Below are 17,986 nucleotides of genomic sequence, written 5' to 3' on the forward strand. Positions count from 1 at the left end.
CAACATGAACAAGCTTTGGATGGCCGGCCTGCTGGCCGTGCTGGGGGGGCAGGCGGCAGCCGAAGAGCAGGTGCTGTCCACGGTAACCGTGACGGCGGGGGCCGATGCGCTGGAGGAGCGGCGCCAGGCGGTGACGCAGAAGGTGATCCTCAATCAGGCGGAAATCGCCAACCTCGGCGCGACGACGGTCAGCGAAGTGATCAGCAAGCTGCCCGGCATCGACGCCGGCAGCCAGGATGCCCACGGCGGCCAGTCGATGCGGGCCCGGGGCATGGTGCGCGACTCGGTGCAACTGCTGATCGACGGCGAACGGGTCGGCAGCAATTCGCGCATGGCGGCGGCCTCGGTCGGCCGCCTGCCGTCCGGCGAGCTGGAGCGGGTCGAGATCCTGCGCGGTTCGTCGGCCGAATTCGGCGGCGGCGCCTCGGTCACGGTGAACCTGGTGATGAAGAAGACGGCCAAGAAGACGGACACGACCGTCAAGCTCGCCACCGGCACGCGCGACGGCCGGGTCTTCGGCCAGAGCACGGTGACCCGGCGCGGCAATGCCGGCGAGTTTTCCTGGGTGCTGCCGCTGACCCTCAACCATCACGTCATGGTCTCCAGCAGCGACAGCGACCGCCAGGCCTTCGCCGGCGGCGCCCGCAATGCCTGGGCGGTGGACGAGAACGACGGCCGCTTCACGATGAACGAGCTGGTCTTCAGCCCGCGCCTCAACTGGCGGCGCGGCGGTGACAGTTTCTCGATCTGGCCGACGCTGTTTCGCGGCGACACCCGGCGCTGGGGCGAAATGGAGCGCTACAGCTACGCCGACCCGCTGGCCGGCACCGGCCTCGCCGCCGACGGCAGCCGCGCCGACCGGGAAAGCGGCAAGACCCGCCTCTACCGCCTGCGCCTCGAAGGCGAGCGCAAGCTCGACGGCGGCAAGCTGAGTTCGCGCCTAGCCTGGATGAAAGGGCAGCGCGACACCGATACCCGGCGCGACTATCGCAGTGCCAGCGGCGTCCTGACCCAGGCCAACGAAAACCTGGCGCGCGACGAGGATGAATTGAACGGCATGGTCCGCCTGGACCGGGGCCTGGGCAGTCACTTCCTTTCCCTGGCACTGGAAGGCGCCCGCCTCGAACGGGAAGACCGCCAGGACCTCTCCGGCGCCACCAGCCGCTACCAGACCGGCGAGCGGCAGACGATTGCCTGGGTCCAGGACGAATTCGCCCTCGATCCGCGTACCACCCTGACCCTAGGCCTGCGTGGCGAGCAGTTCCGCCTCAACGTGGAGGGCGACAGCCGCCGCCACGGCATCGTCGCCCCGTCGCTGGCGCTGCGCTGGGAGCCGGCCGAGCGCTGGGTGTTCCGCAGTTCCATCGGCCGCGGCCTGAAGCTGCCGCGCCTCGACGAACTGAGCAACCGGCCGGTCCTCAGCCTGAGCGCCAACACGCCGCTCGAAGCCGACCAGCGCGGCAATCCCGACCTGCGACCGGAGCGCAGCACCAACTTCGAAGCAGTACTCGAACACTATCTGCCGGCCGACGCCGGGGTGGTCGGCTTCAATCTCTACGCCCGGCAGACCAGCGATTTCGTCGAACGCCGGGTGGCGCTCGAAGGCGCACGCTGGGTCGACCGGCCGTACAACGAAGGCGACGCCGAACACTGGGGCGCCGAACTCGACGCCAAGCTCAACCTCGGCAAGCTCGGTGTGGCGCCCGGCACCCTCAAGGGCCACCTGACCGTGCCGCGCAGCCGGGTGCACGATGAGCGCCTCGACCTGACCCGGGAAGCCCGCGAATCGCCGCGCTACCAGCTCAGCCTCGGCTACGAGCGGCCGTTCGGTGAGCGCGTCACGGCCGGCTTCGATGTCCAGCATTTCGCCGAAGTGAAGACCAGCATCCCGGGCGAGCGCCAGGAGCGCACCGAAGACCGCACCGTCCTCGACCTGTTCGCCGTCTACCGCCTGCAGCCCGGGCTCAACCTGCGCTTCAACGCCAACAACCTGCTGCGTGTCGATACCTGCAAACTCGCCCGCGCCCACAGCGGCGCCAACGACTGGCAACTGGAAACCTGCAACGGCAACGTGGCCAGCTACATGCTGACACTGGAGGGGAGCTGGTAGGAAACACCGCCACCCGAGGTGGCGTGTGTATTCGGCGTGAAAATTCCCGGGCGGCGCCGGTAAGCCCTGCCGGCCGGGACGGCGTCGCGCTATGCCGGAGTGCTCTGGCCGAGCGATTGACGAATGCGTCGGACGATCTTGTTGCCGATTTCGCCGGGTTCGCTGAGAAGCTGGCGCCAGCTAGTGGGGGGCTGCAACAGGAGGCGCATCATGATCGAGGGGGGCGGATGGCCATGCAGCAGGCAATAATCGACGGTGTCGCAGTACCTGGTGTCCTTGCCCAGCGGATTGGTAACCAGGAAATCGCGCTCGAATAGCGTCAGGAAACGCTGTATCGGCTTGCGTAAAGGCAAAGGGCTGGCGCGCAGCGTTTCCACCACCTCCGGTGCCAGCGCATGATGCGGCCCGCCGCGGGCTATCAGCCTGGCCAGGTCGAGCAGTTTCATCAGCTTGACCTGGCCTCTTTCGATCGGCGGGGTACTCATCAATGAGCACTGGATCAAGCTGTGCATGACCCGGTCGGCCAGCGCCAGACGGGCGATCGGCAGTCCCTCCAGGGTAGCGTGTTCGCAGCGCGCCAGCGCCCGGTCGTCCGGCAACAGGTCACCGAACGCCTTGCGCACGATGTGGCGATGCAGTTCCAGGCGCATCGGGCGCTCCGGGTGGTAGAGCGGCGCGTAATGATGGGAGTCCTGCCAGTCGGTCGCCACCGCCTTGCTGTCCATTTCGTAGCCGAGATGCGTCAGGACCGCCAGGGCATCAGTCTGTTCTTTGGGCGAAGGAATCCAGACATCGAGGTCGTGCATCAATCTTGGGCGGCGTTGCCCTTCAGGCTCGCTCATCAGCGCCGCGCCCTTCAACCAGACCGGCAGGATACCGGCCTCGGCGAATGCGCCATTGATTTCCTTCATCTGCGCCAGAAGTTCGGCGCTGCGTGCCGCCATCAGCGTATCGATTTCGGCCAGGCAGGCCAGCATCGGTTCCGGGACGCTTTCCCGCAAGCCCTTGTCGATTAGCTGTGGCAGCAGCTCGGGGAGGACCAGATTGGCATCCGCCAGCTCGAACAGCGTTGTCCAGCGCGGGTCTTCCGGTGTGAGCCCGATTGTCGTGCAAGCGCTGGCGGGGGCCAGGATACGGCAAAGCAGCGCGTGGGCATCCTTGCGCATCAGCGACATGTCGTCAGGCTTTCCAGGGCGCTGGCCACGGCGTCAAGGTCGCTGTAGGTCAGTTTATAGGCAGGCACCTCTTCAAGCATCTGCAGGAGAATTTCGGCGTGTCCCATGTGAGCGGTCTGTCGCGTACTAACTCCGGCGCCAATCAATTCACACAGGGCTTGCACGGGCGAGATTGGCGCTATTTCGACTGCTGCGTCAGGGGAATATCTGGGTAACAGGATGGCGCGCAGACATTGACGCGTTTCAGTCGGAACCCGGTTGCCGCCGACCGGAAGAAAGCGCGCCTGCCGGTTGGAGTAGGGCACGACGGGCAAGCTGTCGATGGCCGGGTAATAGGGGCGCAACATCGGCCAGCTTCCTGGCTTGAGGCCGATAGCCGATGGGAAGGGGTGGATTTCGACTCCCTTGTCCTGGGGCCGACGTCCCAGTGCGACGATGTCGTCGCCCAGATAGCTCCAGCCTTGAGCAACCAGATAGGCGGTAAGCGTGCTTTTCCCCGATCCAGACACCCCCGGCAACAAAAGGACGGCGCCGGCCCGGGAAACCGCAGCCGCATGCATGGTGGCAAACAAGCCTTGCTCGGCGTAGGCACCCTGAAGCAGGGCGGTGACCAGGCTGGAAATGGCATGGCTTTCGTCACGGGTCCATAACACCGCGTCCTTGCTTGCCAGCCAGAAAGCTTCCCCATCATGAAGCCAGCGCAGTTCGATCGGGTTCTCGTCTTGGGTGGGGGCGATCATGCCGGAGAGCACGCCCCGCACCCTGGCCAGAGTATCGGGATGGCCGGGGGCGCCAGTGTCGCCTAATTCGACTCGAAAAGACCTGCCTCCGAGGCGAAGCGTCAATGCCGAGACGAGGTCGTACTCCGGTAGTTGCTTGCCGGGTGGAAACCAGGTGCCACGGTGGCGATCCGGATCCTGCGCCGGGCAGGGCCGGCGGATGATCCGGTAGCCATCCCGGATCTGTTCAAGCCAGCCCCTTGCCAGCCATTCGGCGAGGGTGGTTTTTATCGTCGTGGCGAGATCATCGGGGGCGTCGTCGATGAGTTCGGCGCAAGCCGCGCTCAGACTGTCCGGATCGTGGATATCCTCATCGAGCAGTAGCCAGAGAAGCGCAGCCGTTGGATTGAGTACGCCCAGTTCGGCGCGTTCCTGGTCGACCAGGACCAGATGCTCGTCCAGCAGCCTCGCATAAAAGGCTTCCGACGCTGCGATGCCTGTCATCGGCAGGGCTCTAGCAGGTCAGGCTGGCGCAGTCTTCAGCGCCAGCCTTCATGGACAGGACGGCAAGCGTCGCCGGGGCCGCGTAAGAGACCTTTTTGGCAATCCGCAATATCGCCTCCCGGCGCTTCAACGAAACGGCATCGCCTTGCGGCGCTTCGAAATGCTCCGACGGCAAAGCGACATCGTTGGTTTGTCGAGGTTCTTTGGTTTGTTTCATGTGGGGCAACGCGGTTTGCTTGGAATTTCTCTGAATTTCCCGGGATGCGCAGCATCCTGGCGAGCGTTTCGTCATGCATGGATTTGGACGGCTTGCGGATGGGCCTCGCCGGAATGCCATCCCCATGGGGGAAGTGAATCAAGCGTGACAAAGGCTCAGGATGCCGTTCTCGCCTGCATGGAAAACAGGGCGAGTGTCGCCGGTGCGGCATAGGATGCTTTTTTGGCAATCTTTTTCAGGGCTTCGCGGCGCTGCAGCGTCACCGTGTCGCCGGGCGGCGTTTCAACATCAGCCGCAGGCAGGTTGTTTTCGGCCGTTGGCCGGTGATCATTGGTGTGTTTCATTTTGTCTCCTTAGCCAATCCACGCCGGCAACGCGGCTCAATCCAATCGGGTCGATTTCGTGCCGCCAGCTTCCTGCATCGTTCGGCCAGCCTCTGCGGTCTTCATCTGGCGCGGGACAGGCGATCAGGATGCTCGCGCTTGCATGGAAAACAGGGCGAGTGTCGCGGGGGCGATATAGGATGCCCTTTGCGCGATCTTTCTCATGGCCTCGCGGCGTTGCAGTGAAACGGCATCGTTTTGCTGCGCTGTAGCCTGAACAGGAGTTTCGGGAGTTTGCTCGGCAGGGTTGTTCATTTCGTTTCCTGTTGTTTGTATGGGGGGCGGCGGCAGTTTCGGCACATGGCGCCGATGCGCTGCGGAAACTGAAGCGTTTGCATTCTGGCGTGACTGCGCGTCGCGCACAAGGGGGCAGATCATTGCGCAGACGCCGCGCGGTTAAGCGCCGATTTCCGCGACGAACCAGGGCATTCAGCTTGCGTTCATGACGCCAACGGCAGACTCGCCCGCATTGAAGGCCTGGGGCGTGTTCGCAGCAGGCGGCGGGGCGGCAAATCCGAGGGGCGTTGGCGCTCGTTTTGCGGCAGGGGCCGTGTCGACCACAGTCTGCTTGACCGCCGGCGCGACAACGTGCACCGACAGACCATCGCGCAATGCCGCTGTTGCCAGCGCCTGCAGAAATGGCCGCCGACGATCTTCAATACCGCGAGTGCTTCGTGCTCGACTGCAAACACAATGTCCAGTGCGCCACCCGTCACCTGGTCAGCGATTACCGCCGTTACACTTGTTGCCGATGACGATTGAAAAAAACCATGACTGAACGAAACACCAATGCGCCGGCATCGTTGCAGCGCTACGCCTGGCTGTCCATCGCCGCCGCCATCACCACCATCCTGCTCAAGGGCTGGGCCTGGCAGCTCACCGGTTCGGTCGGCCTGCTCTCGGATGCCATCGAGTCCTTCGTCAATCTGGCCGGGGCGCTGATGGCCTTGTGGATGCTGGCGCTGGCCGAAGCGCCGGCCGACGACAAGCATCCGCACGGGCACGGCAAGGCGGAGTATTTCTCCAGCGCCTTCGAGGGCTTCCTGATCCTGGTCGCCGCCGTCAGCATCGCCTACGCGGCGCTCAACCGCCTGTTCGATCCGCAGCCGCTGGAGTCGGTCAGCGTCGGCCTCGTCGTCTCGCTCGCCGCTTCGTTGATCAACCTCGCGGTGGCGCGCGTGTTGATGGCGGTGGGGCGGCGGCACAACTCGATTTCGCTGGAAGCCGACGCCCACCACCTGATGACCGATGTGTGGACCTCGGTTGGCGTCATCGTCGGCGTCGGCCTGGTCTGGCTCACCGGCTGGCTGTGGCTCGACCCGCTGCTGGCGCTGGCGGTGGCGATCAACATCCTGTGGACTGGTTACCAGCTGGTGCGCCGTTCGGCCGACGGCCTGCTCGACGCGGCGCTGCCGGCCGAACAGGTGGCAGCGGTGGAAGCGCTGCTTGCCGGCTACCGTCAGCGCGGGCTGGCCTTCCACGCGCTGCGTACCCGCCAGTCGGGGGCGCGTGCCTTCATCACCCTGCATGTCCTGGTGCCCGGGCAATGGACAGTGCAGCAGGGGCACGACCTGGTCGAGGAAATCGAAGCCGGCATCCGCGCCGCCGTGCCGCGTTCGCACGTGCTGACCCATCTCGAACCGATCGAGGACGCCGGCTCGCTGGCCGACCTCGAACTGGACCGCAGCTAGTGGTTGTTGGCGGGTGCAGGCTTCAGTGGTTACGGAATTGGTGGATTTTCGGCACGGAACGGTGCGGGCCGTGGCCGGGATCGTGCAGATCGGCGTGCTCGGGTTCTTCACCGTGGTGGTGATGTCCAGCATGCCCGCCATAGGCACCGGATTCCGGCTGGAACGGCGCTTCCGTTTCGCTGATGCTGCAACCCAGGCCGCGCGCCATGTCGGCCAGCACGTGGTCGGTCTGGAAACGCAGCTTGCCACCGTTTTCGGTCGGCAGGATCTGCACCGGCACATGGCGGTTGCCGAGATGATAGGCGGCGCGGGCGAACAGCAGCGGGCTGTCGGCGACGGCCTCGATCAGTTTTTCCGGCGCGGCGAGGATTTCGACGACCGCGCTGCCGTTTTCGGCCGCCAGCTTGTCGCCGCCATGCAGGTGGTCGCCGCGCTCAAGAAAAATGCCGGCCTCGCTGCCGGAAGCCAGCGTCACCTTGAGGCGGCTGCGCTTTCTTTCGTCGTAGGCGAGCGCCACCGAGTCGGTGGCGGGGGCGGAGGTGCGTTTATTCAGGATCAGCATGGTCAGAACAGGAAGTAACGTTGGGCTAGCGGCAGCTCGGTCGCCGGTTCGCAGACCAGGTGCACGCCGTCGGCCTTGACCACGTAGGTTTCGGGATCGACGGTGATTTCCGGGGTGGCGCCGTTGTGCACCATGTCGGATTTTTGCACGCCACGGCAACCGGAGACGGCGACCAACGGCTTCGACAGTCCGAGCGCGGCGACGGCAGGATTCTCCAGCGCCGCCTGCGAAACGAAGGTCACCGAAGTCTTCAGCGCCTTGCCGAAGCTGCCGAACATCGGCCGGTAATGCACCGGTTGCGGCGTCGGGATCGAGGCGTTGGGGTCGCCCATGGCAGCGGCGGCGATCATGCCGCCCTTGAGGATCAGGCTCGGTTTGACGCCGAAGAAGGCGGGCTTCCACAGCACCAGGTCGGCCAGCTTGCCGACTTCGATCGAGCCGACGGTGTGCGCGATGCCATGCGTCAGCGCCGGGTTGATCGTGTATTTGGCGATGTAGCGCTTGACGCGGAAGTTGTCGTGGCGGGCGTTGTCCTCGGGCAGCGTGCCGCGCTGGACCTTCATCTTGTGCGCCGCCTGCCAGGTGCGGATGATCACTTCGCCGACCCGGCCCATGGCCTGCGAGTCGGACGACATCATCGAGAAGACGCCCATGTCGTGCAGGATGTCTTCGGCCGCAATCGTCTCGCGGCGAATGCGCGATTCGGCAAAGGCGACGTCCTCGGCGATGCTCGAATCGAGGTGGTGGCAAACCATCAGCATGTCGAGGTGCTCGTCGATGGTGTTCACCGTGTACGGCATCGTCGGGTTGGTCGAGCTGGGCAGCACGTTGGCCAGGCTGGTGGCCTTGATGATGTCCGGCGCGTGGCCGCCGCCGGCGCCTTCGGTGTGGAAGGTGTGGATGGTACGGCCCTTGAAGGCATCGATGGTCGCTTCGACGAAGCCCGATTCGTTGAGCGTGTCGGTGTGGATGGCGACCTGCACGTCCATCTCGTCGGCCACGCTCAAACAGCAGTCGATGGCGGCCGGCGTCGTGCCCCAGTCCTCGTGCAGTTTCAGCCCGATGGCGCCGGCTGCGACCTGTTCGCGCAGCGCTTCCGGCAGGCTGGCGTTGCCCTTGCCGAGAAAGCCAAGGTTCATCGGGAAGGCCTCGGCCGCTTCGAGCATGCGGTGGATGTGCCACGGCCCTGGCGTGCAGGTCGTCGCATAGGTGCCGGTGGCCGGGCCGGTGCCTCCGCCGAGCATGGTGGTGACGCCGGACATCAGCGCTTCGTCGATCTGCTGCGGGCAGATGAAATGGATGTGGCTGTCGATGCCGCCGGCGGTGACGATCATGCCTTCGCCGGCAATCACCTCGGTGCCGGGGCCGACCACAATCGTGACGCCGGGCTGGATGTCCGGGTTGCCGGCGCGGCCGTAAGCGGCGATGCGGCCGTCCTTCAAGCCGATGTCGGCCTTGACGATGCCGGTCACGGCATCGACGATCAGCGCGTTGGTGATCACGGTATCGACCGTTTCAGCGGAAACGCGCTGGCTCTGGCCCATGCCGTCGCGGATGACCTTGCCGCCGCCGAATTTCACTTCCTCGCCGTAGATCGTGTAGTCCTTCTCGACCTCGATGATCAGCTCGGTGTCGGCCAGACGCAGGCGGTCGCCGGTCGTCGGGCCGAACATCTCGGCATAAGCCTGACGGGTAATCTTGTTCGCCATTACAGTGCTCCCTGAATCAGGCCACGGAAACCGTAAACCTTGCGTTCGCCGGCCAGCGCAACCAGTTGCACGGTGCGCGTCTGGCCCGGCTCGAAGCGCACGGCGGTACCGGCGGCGATGTCGAGGCGGTAGCCGCGCGCCGCTTCACGGTCGAAGCTCAGCCCGGCGTTGGTTTCAAAGAAGTGGTAGTGCGAGCCGACCTGGATCGGCCGGTCGCCGGTGTTGGCCACCACGAGGGTGATGGTCGGGCGGCCGGCGTTCAATTCGAGTTCGCCGGGTTCGGCGAGGAGTTCTCCGGGGATCATGGGCGCTCCTTTTTCAGACAATCGGGTTGTGGACCGTGACCAGCTTGGTGCCGTCCGGGAAAGTGGCTTCGACCTGGATTTCCGGGATCAGCTCGGCGATGCCGTCCATCACGTCGGCGCGGGTCAGCACCTGGGTGCCGGCGTGCATCAGCTCGGCCACCGTTCTGCCTTCGCGGGCGCCTTCCATGATCGCGCAGGTGATCAGCGCGACGGCTTCCGGGTAGTTCAGCTTCAGGCCCTTGGCCAGCCGCCGCTCGGCGAGCAGGCCGGCGGTGAAGATCAAGAGCTTGTCTTTCTCACGCGGTGTCAGTTCCATAACGACTCCTTCAGGTATTCCAGATTCGGGGCAGCACGGCCGGTCGGCCGCAGCCGGCCGGACGCAGGATTTTCCACAGTTCGGCAAACCACAGCCGGGCGGCTTCGCTGCTGTCGCCGAGGTAACGGGCGATCAGCAAACCGGGCAGGGCGGTGATGTCGTGTTGTGCGCCGTCGCCGGGCGTCAATGCGCGCAGCGCTTCGAGCAGGGCGGCGGCCTGTTGCGGCAGTTCCGGGAAGCTGCACAGCAGCGTGCCGCACACCGTCGCGCCGGCCCAACCGGCCGGGCTGGCGAACATCGCATCGTTGCCGGTAAAGCCGCCGCGCTCGACCCACAGCGGTTTGCCGGCGCGCTCGATGCGGTAGGACAGGTCGAAACGCCCGTGCGCGAAGCGCTCGCCAGCCGCCGCCCGACCCAGGCAGAGGATGTCCCAGCCGAGGTAGCGGCTGTCGGCGGCGAGCGAAACGCGGGTATCCATGCGGGCAATCGCGCCGTCGAAGACGATGCTTTCCTGCGGCAGCCATTCCAGCGTCGCGCCGGCAGCGACGTTCAGCGTCACCGTCTGCGACGCCGCCGCGCCGCCCGAGCGATACCACTTGCCGGCGCCCGGCGTGGTGATCTGGGCGTGACTGTTGGCGTCGACGGCAATGTCGATCGCCAGATGATCGCCGCCGGCAATGCCCGAGGGCGGATGCAGCAGCAGCGCCTGGCAGACCGCGTCGCCTTCCGGGTAGAGCGCCTTCTGCACGCGCAGCGGACCGCGATGGCGATTTTCGCGCAGCACCGTGCGGCCGGCGCGGGCGGCGAAGGCCAGGTGCAACTCGGCATGCCAGGCGGCGGTATTGTCGGCCTGGAAAACGGGAGGGCGCGAAGTCATGGGCGGATTATCCGGGAAGGGCCGGCGGCGGGGAATACGCAGGAGTACGCATAATCCGTATCAGTCGATCGTGCGGTGGCCGGGCCGAAGCGGTACATCTATCGGCTCCGGCAGCGAGTCGAGTTCCGAGTGGGGGCATTTTCAGCGGAGGTTTCCCATGCCCCACATCCAAGAAACCCGATCCCGCCCGCTCGACGGGCGCGCAAACCGCTACCGAGGTCGCGCCAGCGTTGAGAAGAGCGAAGCGCCAATGAGACACCAGCGGTCGACCGGGCCAACGGCATGAAAATGAAAAATGGCGCTGCGAAAGCCGGCGCCATTTTTAAAGAAACGGACAAGGGGTTTGACCGAGTCAAGCGCCCAATGTCTCGACTACGACAAACGTGAGTCTTCAGCCAGCCCGGCGTGATGCGACTTCTTCGAGCAGGCGGACGATTTCCTTGCGTCCAGGATCGCTTGGTAGCTCCTCCAGCTTCTTGCGGGCAAAGTCCAACGCGGTCATGCCGTTCGAGTCCTGCAAGTCGGCGCGAGCACCATGGCGCAGCAACAACTGGACGCGCGCCAGATCGCCTTCAATGGCCATCGCATGTAGCGCAGTCCAGTGCCGTACCTTTTCTTCTCCCGCATTGACGTCGACACCACGTTCAATGAACAAGGCGAGCATTTCCTCAGCTAACGCCGGATTCTCTGCCAGGACGGGAAACAGTGCGCCGCCATCGCGATTCAACTGCGCGATTTCCTCGGTCGTGAACGTTCGGCGCAGCAGTATCTGTCGGCACGTCCATGCGCCTGGTTCGCGTTCTACGTCCGCGCATGCCAATAACAGCGACGGAGATAACTGCAGTTTCTCGCGGACATATTCCCCGTAGAGTCCAATGACTGCGACCGCAATAAGGCCGATCCCCCAGCGTATTGCGCGTTTCATATTCATGTGGTTTCTTGCTACGCCAGAGTGACGGTCGTCGTGTCGCGCTTGAGCGCCACGTCGTTCGCGAAGGCGTCGAGTCGCCGGCGCAGGTTGCGCGCGATGTCTGCCCGAACGGTTTCGTAAATCTGCACATCCGCAAGGTCTTGCTCTCGCGTATGCCGCCACCAATGGCGTATGAAGTTGCGCGCCAGGCGCCTTGCCAAGGCCGGAATGTTCCGGTTGTTCCGCGTGACAGCGTGCGTCATCGTGTCCCAAAGTGCGCTCACATATCCCATCGCATATGAACCATCAATCGCCGCAATCAATGCCGTTTGTGCAAGTCGGCGGGTGTCGTTGGTGATGGTCAGGGTGTCGATGACTTCAGAAAAACTCGGCCAGAAGAACTTGAGAATCTGTCGTGTCTCATTTTCGTCATAGATGAGGTTGGCGTCAGGTATGTCTGGTATGGTGTGAACGATCGATCCCATGATGATTCTTTCCGCGAATGCGTTGAATTGGGTAAAAAATGCGCAAGGCATAATACCATCGGCGAATGGATATGCCATTCGCGGCCCGCGAAATAGCCATGTGTTTTGCCAAGCCAGGGCTCCCGCCCCGGCCGGAATGCTAATGAGGGAAACGCCCATGGCCTGGGCAATCTCGAACAGCGGCAGCGGACGATAACAGTCTGATCAGCGACGCCGCGCATATCGGCTACGACTACCTGCAGGAAAATCAGCGCGCAGATGCGGCAATGAGCCGGGAAGGGCGCCGGGAATACCAAGGATTGCGCAGGAATGCGCAGAATTCCGCCAAATCGGCAGCGTGCCGGGGCAAGCAAACGCTACACTGTCGGGTCAGGCAGCGAGTCGAGTTCCGAGCGGCGCCATTTCCAGCAAAGGTTTTCCATGTCCCCCATCCACGATCACGAACTGCTTCTCCTGCTGGCCGTTTCGCTCGCTGCCAAGCGCCGGCCGGCCGACCCGGCGGCCATCGTCGCGGCGGTCGAACTGATCCAGGGCAGCCTGCCCAGCGCCGCCGAGTTCGCCACTGCCTTCGCCAGCCTCGACGGCGCCGGCCTGATCGCCGGCGGCGACGATGGTGTCCGTTTGGCCCCCGCCGCCGAAAAGCTGATCGAAGCGCTGCCGGCGCGCGGCGACAACGCCCAACGCCTGGCCGCGCTGCGCAACCTGCTCGCCGGCTACACCGCGACGACGCCGGAAATCCCCGTCGCCATTGACGCCTCACCCTGGCAGGCCGCCCTCCAGTCGCACCGCGCCGCCGCCGCCGGCCCCGCCGCCAACCTGCTGATGCCCAAGCCGAAAGCTGAAACCCAGTCGCGCCCCGGCCAACGGGCGCGCAAGCCGCTGCCGAAGTCGGGCAAGTCGCGCCAGCGCTGAATTCCGGGGGCGCCAGGAGCGGGCCGGGCGGGCTCGCTTCACCGCAACCCGGCCGGCAGGGATGACGCATCGCCGCCCTTTGCCGCATCACCGGCGCAACCTCCCGGATTTGCCCGGCGCGGAAATCTTCGCGGGAAGCCAGAACGCGCACTTTGCCAGCGCCAAGTCTGCCCATAAACTGGCGCTGTCATCCAACCGTCCCGGGTCGTGCTTCCATGAATTCCCCCTCCGAACGCAGCGCTGCCGAACTTGCCCGATTCCCGCGCACCCCCTGTCTGGCCGGGAGCGATGGCGAAGCCAAGCGCGCCGAGTTGCTGCGCTATTTCCACGCCACCTTTGACCGCTACGAATCGCTGTTCGAGGTGCTGAGCTGCGACGAGGCGTATTACACCAAGCCGATCAGCCTGCGTCACCCGCTGATTTTCTACTTCGGCCACACCGCCACCTTCTTCATCAACAAGTTCCTGCTCGCCGGCCTGATCGACCAGCGCATCGACCCGCGCCTGGAATCCATGTTCGCCATCGGCGTCGATGAAATGAGCTGGGACGATCTCGACGACGCCCGCTACGACTGGCCGACGGTCGACGAGGTGCGCGCCTACCGCCGGCAGGCGCGGCAAGTCATCGATGGCGTCATCCGCCATACGCCCTTCGCGCTGCCCATCGGCTGGAACGATCCGTTCTGGGCGGTGCTGATGGGGATCGAGCACGAACGCATCCACCTCGAAACTTCTTCCGTGCTGATGCGCCAGCACGCCCTGCGCTACGTCAAGCCGCACCCGGCCTGGGCGCCTTGCCGCGCCAGCGGCCCGGCGCCGGTCAATGCGCTGGTCGATATTCCCGGCGGCCGGGTCGTGCTCGGTCGCGCCCTGAGCGATCCGTTCTACGGCTGGGACAACGAATACGGCCAGCACCAGGCGGAAGTGGCGGCCTTCCAGGCGTCCCGCCATCTGGTCAGCAACGGCGAGTTCCGCGAGTTCGTCGCTGCCGGCGCCTATGCCGACGACCGCTACTGGGACGAGGAGGGCGCCGCCTGGAAACGCTTTGCCCAGGCGGCCCATCCCACTTTCTGGGTGGCCGACGCCAGCGTGCCGGGCGGCTGGAAGCTGCGCCTGCTCGCCGAAGAAGTGCCCATGCCCTGGGACTGGCCGGTGGAAACCAACTGCCTGGAAGCGCGCGCCTTCTGCCGCTGGAAATCCGAGCAGAGCGGCCAGCCGCTGCGTCTGCCGAGCGAGGACGAATGGCACCGCATCCACGATCACGTGCAACTCACTGACGTGCCGCCCGACGCGCCGGCCACCGCTAACCTGCATCTTGACCACTGGGCCTCGAGTTGCCCGGTGAACCGCTTCGCCCACGGCGAATTGTTCGATGTCGTCGGCAATGTCTGGCAATGGTGCGAAACGCCGACCTATCCCTTCGACGGCTTCGCGGTCCATCCGATCTACGACGACTTCACCAGCCCGACCTTCGACGAGCGCCACAACATCATCAAGGGCGGCAGCTGGATCGCCACCGGCAACGAATCCCGCGCTGCCTCGCGCTACGCCTTCCGGCGCCACTTCTTCCAGCATGCCGGCTTCCGCTACGTGGCGACTGAAATGCCAGTGACCAACCCGGTCTCCGCTTACGAAACCGACGCCATGGTCTCGCAGTACGCCGAATTCCATTACGGCGATTCAGCCTTCGGCGTGCCCAACTTCCCCCGGGCGATGGCCGAACTCGCCATCGCCGCGCATCGCCGCCACGGCAACGGCGCACAGGCGCGCGCCCTCGACCTCGGCTGCGCCACCGGCCGCGCCAGTTTCGAACTGGCGCGGGTGTTCGAGCAGGTCGTCGGCATCGACTTCTCGGCGCGCTTCATCCAGGTCGCCATCCGTCTGCAGGAAACCGGCACCGTGCGCTACACCCTGCCCGACGAAGGCGAGCTGGTCAGCTATCACGAGCGCCGCCTGGACCGCCTGGGCCTCGCCGAAACGGCCGGCCGGGTGGCGTTCTGGCAGGGAGACGCGTGCAACCTGAAGGACATCTTCGGCGGCTTCGACCTGATCCTCGCCGCCAACCTGATCGACCGCCTGTACGCCCCGCGCCGCTTCCTCGACAGCGTCGCCGCTCGCCTCAACCCCGGCGGCCTGCTGGTGCTGGCCTCGCCCTACACCTGGCTGGAGGAATACACCAAGCGCGACGAATGGATCGGCGGCTACAAGAAGGACGGCGAGTCCTACACCACGCTCGACGGTCTGAAGGACATCCTCGGCGCCAGCTTCACCCTCGTCGAAGGACCGCAAGCCGTCCCCTTCGTCATCCGCGAAACCCGCCGCAAGCACCAGCACACCCTGAGCGAGGTGACGGTCTGGAAGCGCAAGTCATGACGCCAGCGCGATCGTGCCCCGCGTGGTGCTAGCGAGGGCAGGGACGTTCACCAAGGGAGCCTCGGCTGATTTGCTCTGGCGAAGCGCTACCTTGCGCTTCGCCTTTTGTGGCTCCGGGCTGAGCATGGTATTGCTGGTTGCCGAGTGCGGTATTCGCAAGGATTGATGGCATACGTCAAAGACGTATAATCCCCGCATGCACACCTTCATCGAACTCCCCATCTTCACCCGCTACGCGAAGGATTATTTCAGCGATGAAGAGTTGGCCGCATTGCAGCGCCACCTGTCGAAGGACAGCAAAGCGGGCGATGTGGTGCCGGGTTCTGGCGGGGTGCGCAAGTTGCGCTGGTCGCGAGCCGGAATGGGCAAGCGAGGTGGCGTCAGGGTGCTCTATTACGTGCAGGACGCCAAGGGCCGTATCTGGCTTTTGACGGTGTATGCCAAGAGCGCACAGGAGAACATTTCTGCGGCGACGCTGAATCTTTTACGGGAGCTGGCTGATCATGCCGAAATTGAATGAAGCTGAATTGATGGCCCGCGATGCCGGGCGCGATCTGGATGCCGAGTTGCGGGAAGCCGCCCGCGAAATGCAGGCAGGCAAGGTCGGTCGGGTGTCGGTGGTGAGCCGGGATGGCCGGGTGGTGGAATCGCCAGTTGCCAAGGCCCGCTTGACTTCCCGGCTATCGCAGTCGCAGTTCGCCGAACTGATGGGGGTGTCGGTGCGCACCTTGCAGGAATGGGAGCAGGGTCGGCGCGAGCCTTCCGGTGCGGCAAAAACCTTGCTGCGGGTGGCGCAAGCGCATCCGGAAGTTTTACGGGAATTGGCGGCCTGATTCCGCCCAAAAACGAATCAGCCCGGCATCGCCTTGATCGCCGGGCTTTTTATTGGGTTATCCACAGACTTGCTCAGGTTTTCTCTGGATATCGGCCTGGCGGCAATTCGGTCGCCATCCGTCAGCTGGAAACCGGCACCGTCCGCTACACCCTGCCGGACGAAGGCGAACTGGTCAGCAACCACGAGCGCCGCCTGGTGCTAGCTGTGGCAGGGACGTTCACCGAGGGAGCCTCGGCTGATGTGCTCAGGCCCGTGTTGTTTTTTTTGCCGTGCATGAAGCGTCAACGGGGACGGCTGCCGACCCACAAGAGACATTCACACTCTAGGCAGTTCAGTGGCGAGTTACTGAGCGGAGCAGTCGTACAGCCCGAAGGCTGACTGCCTACTCCTCGACCAAAGCTGCCTGTCCGTGCTCTGCTTGTGAGCGACCGCTCCCGCCCCGGAGCGCCATTTCCACCGCAAAGATCCGCAAGTCCCGATAGCCACGTTGAAAGCCGACACCATGCTACTTTCCGCTTGAGTCGTGAGGACATTATCGTTGTAATTGAGAACGGACAGGTTGAAGGTTGCACGCGTGAATCGTTCGCTACGAATGCCCGCAGCTATCTCGTCACGCAGCTACGAACCGGTTACCTTCCGTCAGAATTCAAGAATGTCGTTCGGTCGCCCGACATGGGTCCCTTCCAGTGCAGCGATCTGCGAGTGCGCGTAAGTGACTGGGGATACACCGCTGAAGACAAGCCAGGATACAAGCTCAGGATCTGTCACGGACGTGAATCGAGCCATGTCAGCGAGGTTCTCCCGTGCGAGCGCCACACGCGTCAGATGCTTTTTGAGTTTGTCTGGTTTGCCTTTTATGTCATCGCCCTGGTACTCGGAGAGCTGGGAAGCGACTTCCGAGTAGTTTCGGGCAAGTGAAAGATCCTTGCATTCGACTATGAGTATCTGATTGCGGTCCGGACGCCAAGCGAGAAGATCGATGTCGCCTGGGTTTGTTGGCAGGTTTCGCCTTAGGATTTCCGGAAAGCCGATGCCGCGCCGAACAGTCCATCCAGCGTCGCGGAGTTCGCTTTCCAGGGTCTTTTCGAACGTGTGTCCTTCCCGAGCTTCCCCCAGCCAGTCGTCCCGCATCCCCTCCGTACGGAAAAACTCTCGTTTGAGGCGCCCCGTGTGCGCCCCTTCGAAGATGTACTGTAGGGATTTGCGCAGGAGCCCGGGCGCTACGATCACCAACGGATCATGGCTATCGTCCACCTGCAACAAGGGGCGGGCTGCAACTGATAGGCGTCGACCAAACCGCCAAGGATAGATGTCGGAAAGGTCAAACCCGTCTGGCACCGCATCCCACTTCGGACGCGTGCTGAGCACGAACTGGTCTAGGAGCGCGCCAGCAACGTTGTTGTCAAGCTCGGCCGACTTGCCTGCGACCTCCAGTTCGCTCCATTTCATCGCGAAAATCGCCGAGTTTTTCGCCATGCCGATTGAGTCGAGAGCATGGACAAAGCGTAAGCCTTCTTCGAGCGTAAAGCCCATCTCCGCGTTCCAGAGTGCATGGAAGGTCTCGGTATCATCATCGATCTTGGCGTCGTCAGCACAGTCTCCCTCGTCGGTAACGTCTTTCGTCGCGTCCGCCTTTGCGTAGTGCCGCTCGAATTGTGCAGCATGCGCTTCGAACTGCTCGTTGGTCGCCTTCGACAGCAGGGGTTCGAGCACCATCTCCCCGAGCTCGTCGCGGAAGAGGATGTCACCTAGGGAGACGCTGATTTATTCCGATTTCCGGAACGACGATAGCGTTGGGATGAGAAAATGCTGAAAGCGTGACAGCGGGTAGGCGAGATGACAAAGCAAGCGAGCTTTTCTGAACTGGAATATGCGGCGAAGAAGAAGCAGACGCGGCGGGACCG

At 64.1% G+C, this 17,986-nt stretch carries 20 protein-coding genes; 6 read left to right on the forward strand and 14 right to left on the reverse strand.

Annotated features, from left to right (window positions below):
• Positions 1-4: 4 nt before the first annotated feature.
• A complete protein-coding gene (locus ACLIIZ_RS17350) occupies positions 5-2,110 on the forward strand; it encodes a TonB-dependent receptor plug domain-containing protein (protein WP_416694116.1) in 2,106 nt (701 codons plus the stop codon).
• Between the two features lie 89 nt (positions 2,111-2,199).
• Here the strand turns inward: ACLIIZ_RS17350 and ACLIIZ_RS17355 are convergent, their stop codons facing one another.
• The 5 genes from ACLIIZ_RS17355 to ACLIIZ_RS17375 all read right to left on the reverse strand — a co-directional run bounded on the left by ACLIIZ_RS17355 (position 2,200) and on the right by ACLIIZ_RS17375 (position 5,363).
• Positions 2,200-3,285 carry a nucleotidyltransferase family protein gene (locus tag ACLIIZ_RS17355; RefSeq protein ID WP_416694118.1) on the reverse strand — a complete coding sequence of 362 codons (1,086 nt, stop codon included), beginning with the start codon at positions 3,283-3,285 and terminating at the stop codon, positions 2,200-2,202.
• A complete protein-coding gene (locus ACLIIZ_RS17360) occupies positions 3,276-4,508 on the reverse strand; it encodes a PqqD family peptide modification chaperone (RefSeq protein WP_416694120.1) in 1,233 nt (410 codons plus the stop codon). The genes ACLIIZ_RS17355 and ACLIIZ_RS17360 overlap by 10 nt, the downstream gene beginning before the upstream one ends.
• Positions 4,509-4,518: 10 nt before the next feature.
• Positions 4,519-4,725 carry a hypothetical protein gene (locus ACLIIZ_RS17365; protein WP_416694122.1) on the reverse strand — a complete coding sequence of 69 codons (207 nt, stop codon included), beginning with the start codon at positions 4,723-4,725 and terminating at the stop codon, positions 4,519-4,521.
• 155 nt (positions 4,726-4,880) lie between these two features.
• Positions 4,881-5,069, reverse strand: coding sequence for a hypothetical protein (locus tag ACLIIZ_RS17370; RefSeq protein WP_416694124.1), 189 nt, complete (start codon positions 5,067-5,069; stop codon positions 4,881-4,883).
• Positions 5,070-5,192: 123 nt separating this feature from the next.
• Complete coding sequence (locus ACLIIZ_RS17375; RefSeq protein WP_416694126.1) at positions 5,193-5,363, reverse strand: hypothetical protein; 171 nt, start codon at positions 5,361-5,363, stop codon at positions 5,193-5,195.
• Positions 5,364-5,878: 515 nt separating this feature from the next.
• Between ACLIIZ_RS17375 and ACLIIZ_RS17380 the strand changes: the two genes are divergently transcribed.
• On the forward strand, positions 5,879-6,799 hold the full coding sequence (locus tag ACLIIZ_RS17380) for a cation diffusion facilitator family transporter (protein WP_416694128.1): 921 nt from the start codon (positions 5,879-5,881) through the stop codon (positions 6,797-6,799).
• A 22-nt stretch (positions 6,800-6,821) separates the two neighbouring features.
• Here ACLIIZ_RS17380 and ureE read toward each other — a convergent pair whose 3' ends face one another.
• The 7 genes from ureE to ACLIIZ_RS17415 all read right to left on the reverse strand — a co-directional run bounded on the left by ureE (position 6,822) and on the right by ACLIIZ_RS17415 (position 12,122).
• Positions 6,822-7,361, reverse strand: coding sequence for an urease accessory protein UreE (gene ureE, locus ACLIIZ_RS17385; RefSeq protein ID WP_416694130.1), 540 nt, complete (start codon positions 7,359-7,361; stop codon positions 6,822-6,824).
• A 2-nt stretch (positions 7,362-7,363) separates the two neighbouring features.
• Complete coding sequence (gene ureC / locus ACLIIZ_RS17390) at positions 7,364-9,070, reverse strand: urease subunit alpha (RefSeq protein ID WP_416694132.1); 1,707 nt, start codon at positions 9,068-9,070, stop codon at positions 7,364-7,366.
• On the reverse strand, positions 9,070-9,375 hold the full coding sequence (locus tag ACLIIZ_RS17395) for an urease subunit beta (protein WP_374328038.1): 306 nt from the start codon (positions 9,373-9,375) through the stop codon (positions 9,070-9,072). The genes ureC and ACLIIZ_RS17395 overlap by 1 nt, the downstream gene beginning before the upstream one ends.
• A 13-nt stretch (positions 9,376-9,388) precedes the next feature.
• The gene (ureA, locus tag ACLIIZ_RS17400) at positions 9,389-9,691 is read right to left on the reverse strand and encodes an urease subunit gamma (protein ID WP_026688269.1); all 303 of its coding nucleotides are present in this window, start codon (positions 9,689-9,691) and stop codon (positions 9,389-9,391) included.
• 10 nt (positions 9,692-9,701) lie between these two features.
• On the reverse strand, positions 9,702-10,568 hold the full coding sequence (locus tag ACLIIZ_RS17405; RefSeq protein ID WP_416694135.1) for an urease accessory protein UreD: 867 nt from the start codon (positions 10,566-10,568) through the stop codon (positions 9,702-9,704).
• Positions 10,569-10,959: 391 nt separating this feature from the next.
• Entirely contained in the window at positions 10,960-11,499 is a 540-nt protein-coding gene (locus ACLIIZ_RS17410; protein WP_416694137.1) for an ankyrin repeat domain-containing protein, read from the reverse strand.
• Positions 11,500-11,510: 11 nt separating this feature from the next.
• Complete coding sequence (locus ACLIIZ_RS17415) at positions 11,511-12,122, reverse strand: hypothetical protein (RefSeq protein WP_416694139.1); 612 nt, start codon at positions 12,120-12,122, stop codon at positions 11,511-11,513.
• 261 nt (positions 12,123-12,383) lie between these two features.
• On the opposite strand from ACLIIZ_RS17415, the gene ACLIIZ_RS17420 reads away from it, so the two are divergent.
• The 4 genes from ACLIIZ_RS17420 to ACLIIZ_RS17435 all read left to right on the forward strand — a co-directional run bounded on the left by ACLIIZ_RS17420 (position 12,384) and on the right by ACLIIZ_RS17435 (position 16,080).
• Positions 12,384-12,875, forward strand: a complete 492-nt coding sequence (locus ACLIIZ_RS17420) for a hypothetical protein (protein ID WP_416694141.1) — start codon at positions 12,384-12,386, stop codon at positions 12,873-12,875.
• A 215-nt stretch (positions 12,876-13,090) separates the two neighbouring features.
• Positions 13,091-15,247 (forward strand): 5-histidylcysteine sulfoxide synthase, encoded by a 2,157-nt coding sequence (ovoA, locus tag ACLIIZ_RS17425; RefSeq protein WP_416694143.1) that lies wholly within the window; start codon positions 13,091-13,093, stop codon positions 15,245-15,247.
• A gap of 196 nt (positions 15,248-15,443) precedes the next feature.
• On the forward strand, positions 15,444-15,767 hold the full coding sequence (locus tag ACLIIZ_RS17430; protein WP_416694145.1) for a type II toxin-antitoxin system RelE/ParE family toxin: 324 nt from the start codon (positions 15,444-15,446) through the stop codon (positions 15,765-15,767).
• Positions 15,751-16,080 (forward strand): helix-turn-helix domain-containing protein, encoded by a 330-nt coding sequence (locus ACLIIZ_RS17435; RefSeq protein ID WP_374328030.1) that lies wholly within the window; start codon positions 15,751-15,753, stop codon positions 16,078-16,080. Before ACLIIZ_RS17430 ends, ACLIIZ_RS17435 begins: the two co-directional genes overlap by 17 nt.
• Before the next feature lie 17 nt (positions 16,081-16,097).
• Here ACLIIZ_RS17435 and ACLIIZ_RS17440 read toward each other — a convergent pair whose 3' ends face one another.
• Together ACLIIZ_RS17440 and ACLIIZ_RS17445 are read right to left on the reverse strand one after the other, a co-directional pair.
• Positions 16,098-16,265: a hypothetical protein gene (locus ACLIIZ_RS17440; RefSeq protein WP_416694147.1), complete on the reverse strand. Its 168-nt coding sequence runs from the start codon at positions 16,263-16,265 to the stop codon at positions 16,098-16,100.
• A gap of 456 nt (positions 16,266-16,721) precedes the next feature.
• Complete coding sequence (locus tag ACLIIZ_RS17445; RefSeq protein ID WP_416694149.1) at positions 16,722-17,798, reverse strand: hypothetical protein; 1,077 nt, start codon at positions 17,796-17,798, stop codon at positions 16,722-16,724.
• Between the last annotated feature and the right edge of the window lie 188 nt (positions 17,799-17,986).

It is taken from the genome of Azonexus caeni, assembly GCF_048146105.1.
GTDB classification, from domain to species: domain Bacteria; phylum Pseudomonadota; class Gammaproteobacteria; order Burkholderiales; family Rhodocyclaceae; genus Azonexus; species Azonexus aromaticus_B.